This is a genomic window from Methylobacterium persicinum (assembly GCF_022179525.1).
In the GTDB taxonomy this organism is placed as follows: Bacteria; Pseudomonadota; Alphaproteobacteria; order Rhizobiales; family Beijerinckiaceae; genus Methylobacterium; species Methylobacterium persicinum.
On record NZ_BPQX01000040.1, the window covers coordinates 1 to 4,799 of the forward strand.

Here is a 4,799-nt window from a genome sequence, read left to right on the forward strand (position 1 = left end):
ACCACCGCATGGGACACGACCGGAATTTCTGCCTGACGGCGGCCAGGCTGGCGGCCGATCAGGAGCGATGATGAGCAAGCGACAACGCCGGAACCATGTCCCAGCCTTCAAGGCGAAGGTGGCTCTGGCTGCCCTGCGGGGCGAGAAGACCCTGGCCGAACTGGCCCAGCACTTCGATGTCCATCCCAACCAGATCACGGCCTGGAAGACCCAGCTTCTCGACGGGGCTGCCGGGGTGTTCGGATCCGCACCCCGGTCGGAGGCGGCACCGGCTATCGACGTGAAGACGCTGCACGCCAAGATCGGTGAGTTGACGCTGACCAACGATTTTTTGTCCGGCGCGCTCGGCAAAGCCGGTCTGCTGAGCGCAAAGCGATGATCGATCGCGGGCACGATCTGCCCATCGCCAAACAGGCCAAGGCGCTCGGGATCAGCCGGGGCAGCGTCTACTACCTGCCACGTCCGGTCCCGGCCGCTGATCTCGCGGTGATGCGGCGGATGGACGAGTTGCATCTCGAACTGCCCTTCGCGGGGAGCCGGATGCTGCGGGATCTCCTCAACAAAGAGGGCGTCGCGATTGGCCGCTGCCATGTCGCGACGCTGATGAAGCGCCTGCGCATCGAGGCACTCTACCGCAAACCGAGCACCTCGAAGCCTACGCCAGGGCACAAGATCTACCCGTATCTGCTGCGGGGGGTAACGGTCGACAGACCCAATCAGGTCTGGGCGATGGACATCACCTACGTTCCAATGGCGCGTGGGTTTGTCTACTTGGCGGCCGTGATCGACTGGTTCAGCCGCCGGGTCCTATCCTGGCGGCTATCGATCACCATGGAGGCCGATTTCTGCGTGGAGGCTCTGGAAGAAGCGCTCGCCCGGCACGGCAAGCCGGAGATCTTCAACACCGACCAGGGCTCGCAATTCACCAGCTACGCCTTCACCAGCGTGCTGCGGCGGGCAGGGATCGCTATCAGCATGGACGGCAAAGGCGCGTGGCGCGACAACGTCTTCGTCGAACGACTGTGGCGGTCAGTCAAGTACGAGGAGATCTACCTGCGGGCCTACGACACCGTCAGCATGGCGCGCGCGTCGATCGGCCGGTATCTCGCCTTCTACAACGAACGCAGGCCCCATTCGAGCCTTGACCGGCGCACCCCAGACCAAGCCTACTTCGACAGGCTGCCGCATCCCGTGGCGGCCTGAACCCGGCAGGATATCCACTCATCCAAGCCCAGTTCGCTGTTCAGACAAACCGAACCACCTCTACGTTTGCGGACATTGAGGCCCTGATCCGCGAGGAGGCCGAGGAGGGGCTACGCCTCGAACTCAAGCGTAGCCTGCCCGCCAACGACCGCGACGGCGATCCATGGATGAAGGGTGCGAAGAGGTTCTCCAACCCGGCTCGCGACGGGTTGGCGAAGGAAATCGTTGCGCTGGCCAATGCCTACGGCGGTGCCGTTGTCGTCGGGATCGACGAAACCGACGATCACCCGAAACGCGCTCGTGGACCGGATCCGGTGCTGATCCCCCGAATTGCCGCTTGTGCCGAGCAGATGCAGCAAGCGCTCGACAACCTCATCGACCCGCCGCTCGCCGTATTCGAAGTGCGTGGCATAGAGCAGCCTGGCGGTGATGGGGAAGGTGTCCTCATCATCCGCACCGGCTCATCGACCCGGGCACCGCACGGTCATGGCCGACCGCCTCTCGCCTACATGCGGCGCGGATCGCGCTCGGAGCCCATGACGATGCGCGACCTGCAGAGCGTCCTATTCGAGACCCGTACGCGTGGGGAACGGGTCTCGGCCTTGCTCGACGAGCGGCAACGCGTCCTGGCCGAGATGGTGAGGAGGGGGCCGGGTTCGATCACGGTACACCAAAGCCAACCATTCGTCGGCCGCGAAGCCGTCTGGTTCCGCTGCACGCTCGTTGCCACGGAAGATCTTCACCTGCGCGCGGATGATCTCAGCCGTAAGGCTGCCTTCATCCGCCCTCGGCCTGCCGGCCCCACCGCGTTCGGGGAGGGCGGGTTCGTCGATAGTTGGCGGCCCAGGCTCGGCGGTGTCGAAAACTTCGATAGCACCAGTCGGCAGTTCGGGAGGTGGTTCATCGGCGATCATGGCATCGTTGACGCATACGGGTTCGTGGCGCTCGACAAGTTCCACGGCGTCGAGCGCGTCTTCCCGCCGGAACTCTTCCCGCCGGTCGCTCTGCAAGTGATTGCCCTTGGTGAGCGGCTGCGTCGGTTGGCTAGGAGGCCCGAGGTTGAACTCGCCATCGAGTGCGAGTTCCTTGTCTACGGTCTCGCCAACGCCATGCCGATCGGACACGCATTCGCGGATGAGGTCCCGGTAACAGAAGGCGCAACCCGCATAGGCCCTTACTCCCTGGGCAACTTCGAGGACTGGCAGGCCACCTTCGCGCAGCTTGAGCGGGGGATCTGGCATGGTCTCGGTCTACCGATCCGGAAGCTGGTCACTTTCGAGTTGGAACGATGGTTGGCTGAAACCCATCCTGGACTGTAGGGCTGCCCCATCGCCCCGCCTTGATCCAGTGAGGGGCAACCCGCACGACAACGTGTTGCGGCGGTGGAACTGGTAAGCACGCGATCTCGGTGAGGCGATACCATGACACCGAGGTGCAATGGTGCGAAGGCATCATCGTGCTATGGTACCGTGATGCTTTAGTGCGGAAAGACCATTGTGCAACGGTGCGTTAACGCCAAGGTGTGAGAGCGCCGAGGTGCAGCGGTGCGCCGGCATCGTCGTGCGGAGGTATCATGGTGTTATGGTGCAGGTAATCGCTGTCGTGGGTCGTAAGGGCGGGATCGGCAAGACGACCCTATCGGTCCACCTCGCCGGCGAGCTCGCCGCCAGAGGGCGCCGTATCCACTTGGTCGACGCGGATCCGCAGGGCTCGGCCGCTCAATGGGCGGCTCCAGGCAACCTCCGGCTCCCGGTCAAGCACTTGCCGGTCACGGTGGAAAACCTCAAGCCTTGGGTGGGGCAGGTGAGGAAGCTGGCGGCCGAGATCCTGATCCTCGACTGCCCGCCTCACTTGGACGCCGCGCTCGGCGCCGCCCTCGGCCTGGCCGACTTAGCCCTTCTGCCGTGTGGCCCGTCCGGCCTCGACATGATGGCGATGGGCGAGGTGTTAGCCGTGGTCAGACAGGCCCGTGCGCACCGCGCCGGCAAGCCCGCCGCGTTGATCATCCCGAACCGGGTTGATCGTCGGACATCGGAGGGGCGCGAGATCGTGGACGAACTCGGCAAGCTCGGCGAACCCGTGGGCCCAGCGCTGGCGTACCGGTCGGCCTTCGTGCGGGCGTTCAACACCGGCGATACGGTGGGTGCCTTCGCGCCCGGCTCGCTGGCCGACAGCGAGGTGAAGGCGGTAGCGGACGCGATCGAAAGGGCGACGGCGTGAGTGCGAAAAAGATGGGATCTGGCCTTGGGGCGCGGATGGCAGCGGTGGCGCCTATCAGCGCGGTGGCGGCGGGTTTTGCTGCCGCGACGGGCAGCGACCTGCCGACGGCTGACGACAGACCCGAGACGTCGGCCAAAGCGGAGGTGGTCGCGCTGAACATCCGCCTGCCGAAGACTCTACACCGCACCCTGCGGGAGATCGCCTTCAAAGACGAGACTAGCATCAACGCTATCCTGATCCAGGCTGCGGAGGAGTGGCTCGCCAAGGCGAAGTGAAACCATAATGCTTTCGCACCACAGTACCACCGCACCACGATGCTATGATCCTACGGTGCGGAGGTACTGAAGCACCTTGGTAGCAGAGCGCGATCAGCGACTTGCCCCGACACTTTCCACCATGCGGCGCCCGAGGATGCCGCGCCGATGGCCAGGATGGTCGGCGGGTCCCTGAACGAGAAAGGCCCCACCGGATCGCTCCAGCGGGGCCTTCTCATGAAGCCGGCGAACTCTACCCGCTGGGCGAATGCCGGCTCCCAAAGCCCCTTTCGGGGACCAGCTCAATGTAGCGTTACATGGCGTAACGTTCAACATGGCGCTGCGGCTGATCAGAGTCCGAACGCAGCCCGCAACCCGGCCTCGATGCGGGTCATGTCGGCCCCGCTCACGAAGTCCCCGCGGTACCCCCGTCCGGCGATCACACGATCAAGCCGGGCGTGTGAGACGAGCGTGACCGAAGCGCACTTCGCCCAGGACGCTTTCGGGAGGCTGGGGTAGGCCCGGGCCTCGAACGGCACGTCCCACGGGTCCTCGGATCGCGGCGGCGTCGCGCTGAAGGGCACGACGAGGCAGACCCCGGGACCTGTCCCATGCCTATGATTGAGCGGAGCGGGCGAGACGACGACGACCTGTCGGATCTTCCACATTTCGGGGGCCACCCCGACTGGCGGCGCTGAGAGAGGGAAGGTAAGCGGGTCGGCGGGGTCCGGTCCGAAGTCGCACATCAGGATCCCGCCGCGGCGAGGCGTGAAGGTGATCGCCATGGCTCGCCTCAGCGGCTCTGCGACTGTGCGTTGGCGCAGGTTTCGAGGCAGCGCATGATCCAAGCGTTGAGGGATTGCTTGTTGGCAGCCGCGAGGCCTTCGATGCGCGTCTTCAAGCTGTCCGGAATGCGGACGGTTATGCGACTATCTTGCTCGCCAGCTTCAGGCTGTTCGCCAAACAGCTTTTCCACCTCATCGACGAAGTTGTTGTTCTCAAGCCAAGTCTTGGCATCCTGCGGCTCAAGAGGCTTTATATTCTCGTAAGCGTCGCCCTGCGGGGTTTCCCCACCGTAGTGAGTGAAGAAGGCGCCGTGCCGAGTGTCAAACAGCGTTGAAC

6 protein-coding genes are annotated in these 4,799 nt (G+C 64.5%); 4 read left to right on the plus strand and 2 right to left on the minus strand.

All coding sequences use genetic code 11. The features are described 5' to 3' along the window. The first annotated feature begins 70 nt into the window (after window positions 1-70). The 4 genes from MFF22_RS17640 to MFF22_RS17655 all read left to right on the plus strand — a co-directional run bounded on the left by MFF22_RS17640 (window position 71) and on the right by MFF22_RS17655 (window position 3,698). Window positions 71-1,203, plus strand: a protein-coding gene (locus tag MFF22_RS17640) for an IS3 family transposase (protein ID WP_370877631.1) whose coding sequence is annotated in 2 segments (ribosomal slippage) — window positions 71-335 and window positions 335-1,203 — 1,134 coding nt in all. Because the reading frame shifts where the segments join, the coding sequence is not laid out codon by codon here. Window positions 1,204-1,277: 74 nt separating this feature from the next. Continuing rightward, window positions 1,278-2,522: an AlbA family DNA-binding domain-containing protein gene (locus MFF22_RS17645; protein ID WP_370877632.1), complete on the plus strand. Its 1,245-nt coding sequence runs from the start codon at window positions 1,278-1,280 to the stop codon at window positions 2,520-2,522. A 262-nt stretch (window positions 2,523-2,784) separates the two neighbouring features. After that, window positions 2,785-3,423, plus strand: coding sequence for a nucleotide-binding protein (locus MFF22_RS17650; RefSeq protein WP_053611245.1), 639 nt, complete (start codon window positions 2,785-2,787; stop codon window positions 3,421-3,423). Window positions 3,424-3,434: 11 nt separating this feature from the next. After that, window positions 3,435-3,698: a hypothetical protein gene (locus MFF22_RS17655; RefSeq protein ID WP_238250352.1), complete on the plus strand. Its 264-nt coding sequence runs from the start codon at window positions 3,435-3,437 to the stop codon at window positions 3,696-3,698. 329 nt (window positions 3,699-4,027) lie between these two features. Here MFF22_RS17655 and MFF22_RS17660 read toward each other — a convergent pair whose 3' ends face one another. Both MFF22_RS17660 and MFF22_RS17665 read right to left on the minus strand, forming a co-directional pair. Next, window positions 4,028-4,462 carry a type II toxin-antitoxin system PemK/MazF family toxin gene (locus tag MFF22_RS17660; protein ID WP_238250354.1) on the minus strand — a complete coding sequence of 145 codons (435 nt, stop codon included), beginning with the start codon at window positions 4,460-4,462 and terminating at the stop codon, window positions 4,028-4,030. Window positions 4,463-4,470: 8 nt separating this feature from the next. After that, window positions 4,471-4,799: toxin-antitoxin system HicB family antitoxin (locus MFF22_RS17665; RefSeq protein ID WP_238250356.1), on the minus strand; the 329-nt coding region annotated here is incomplete at its 5' end.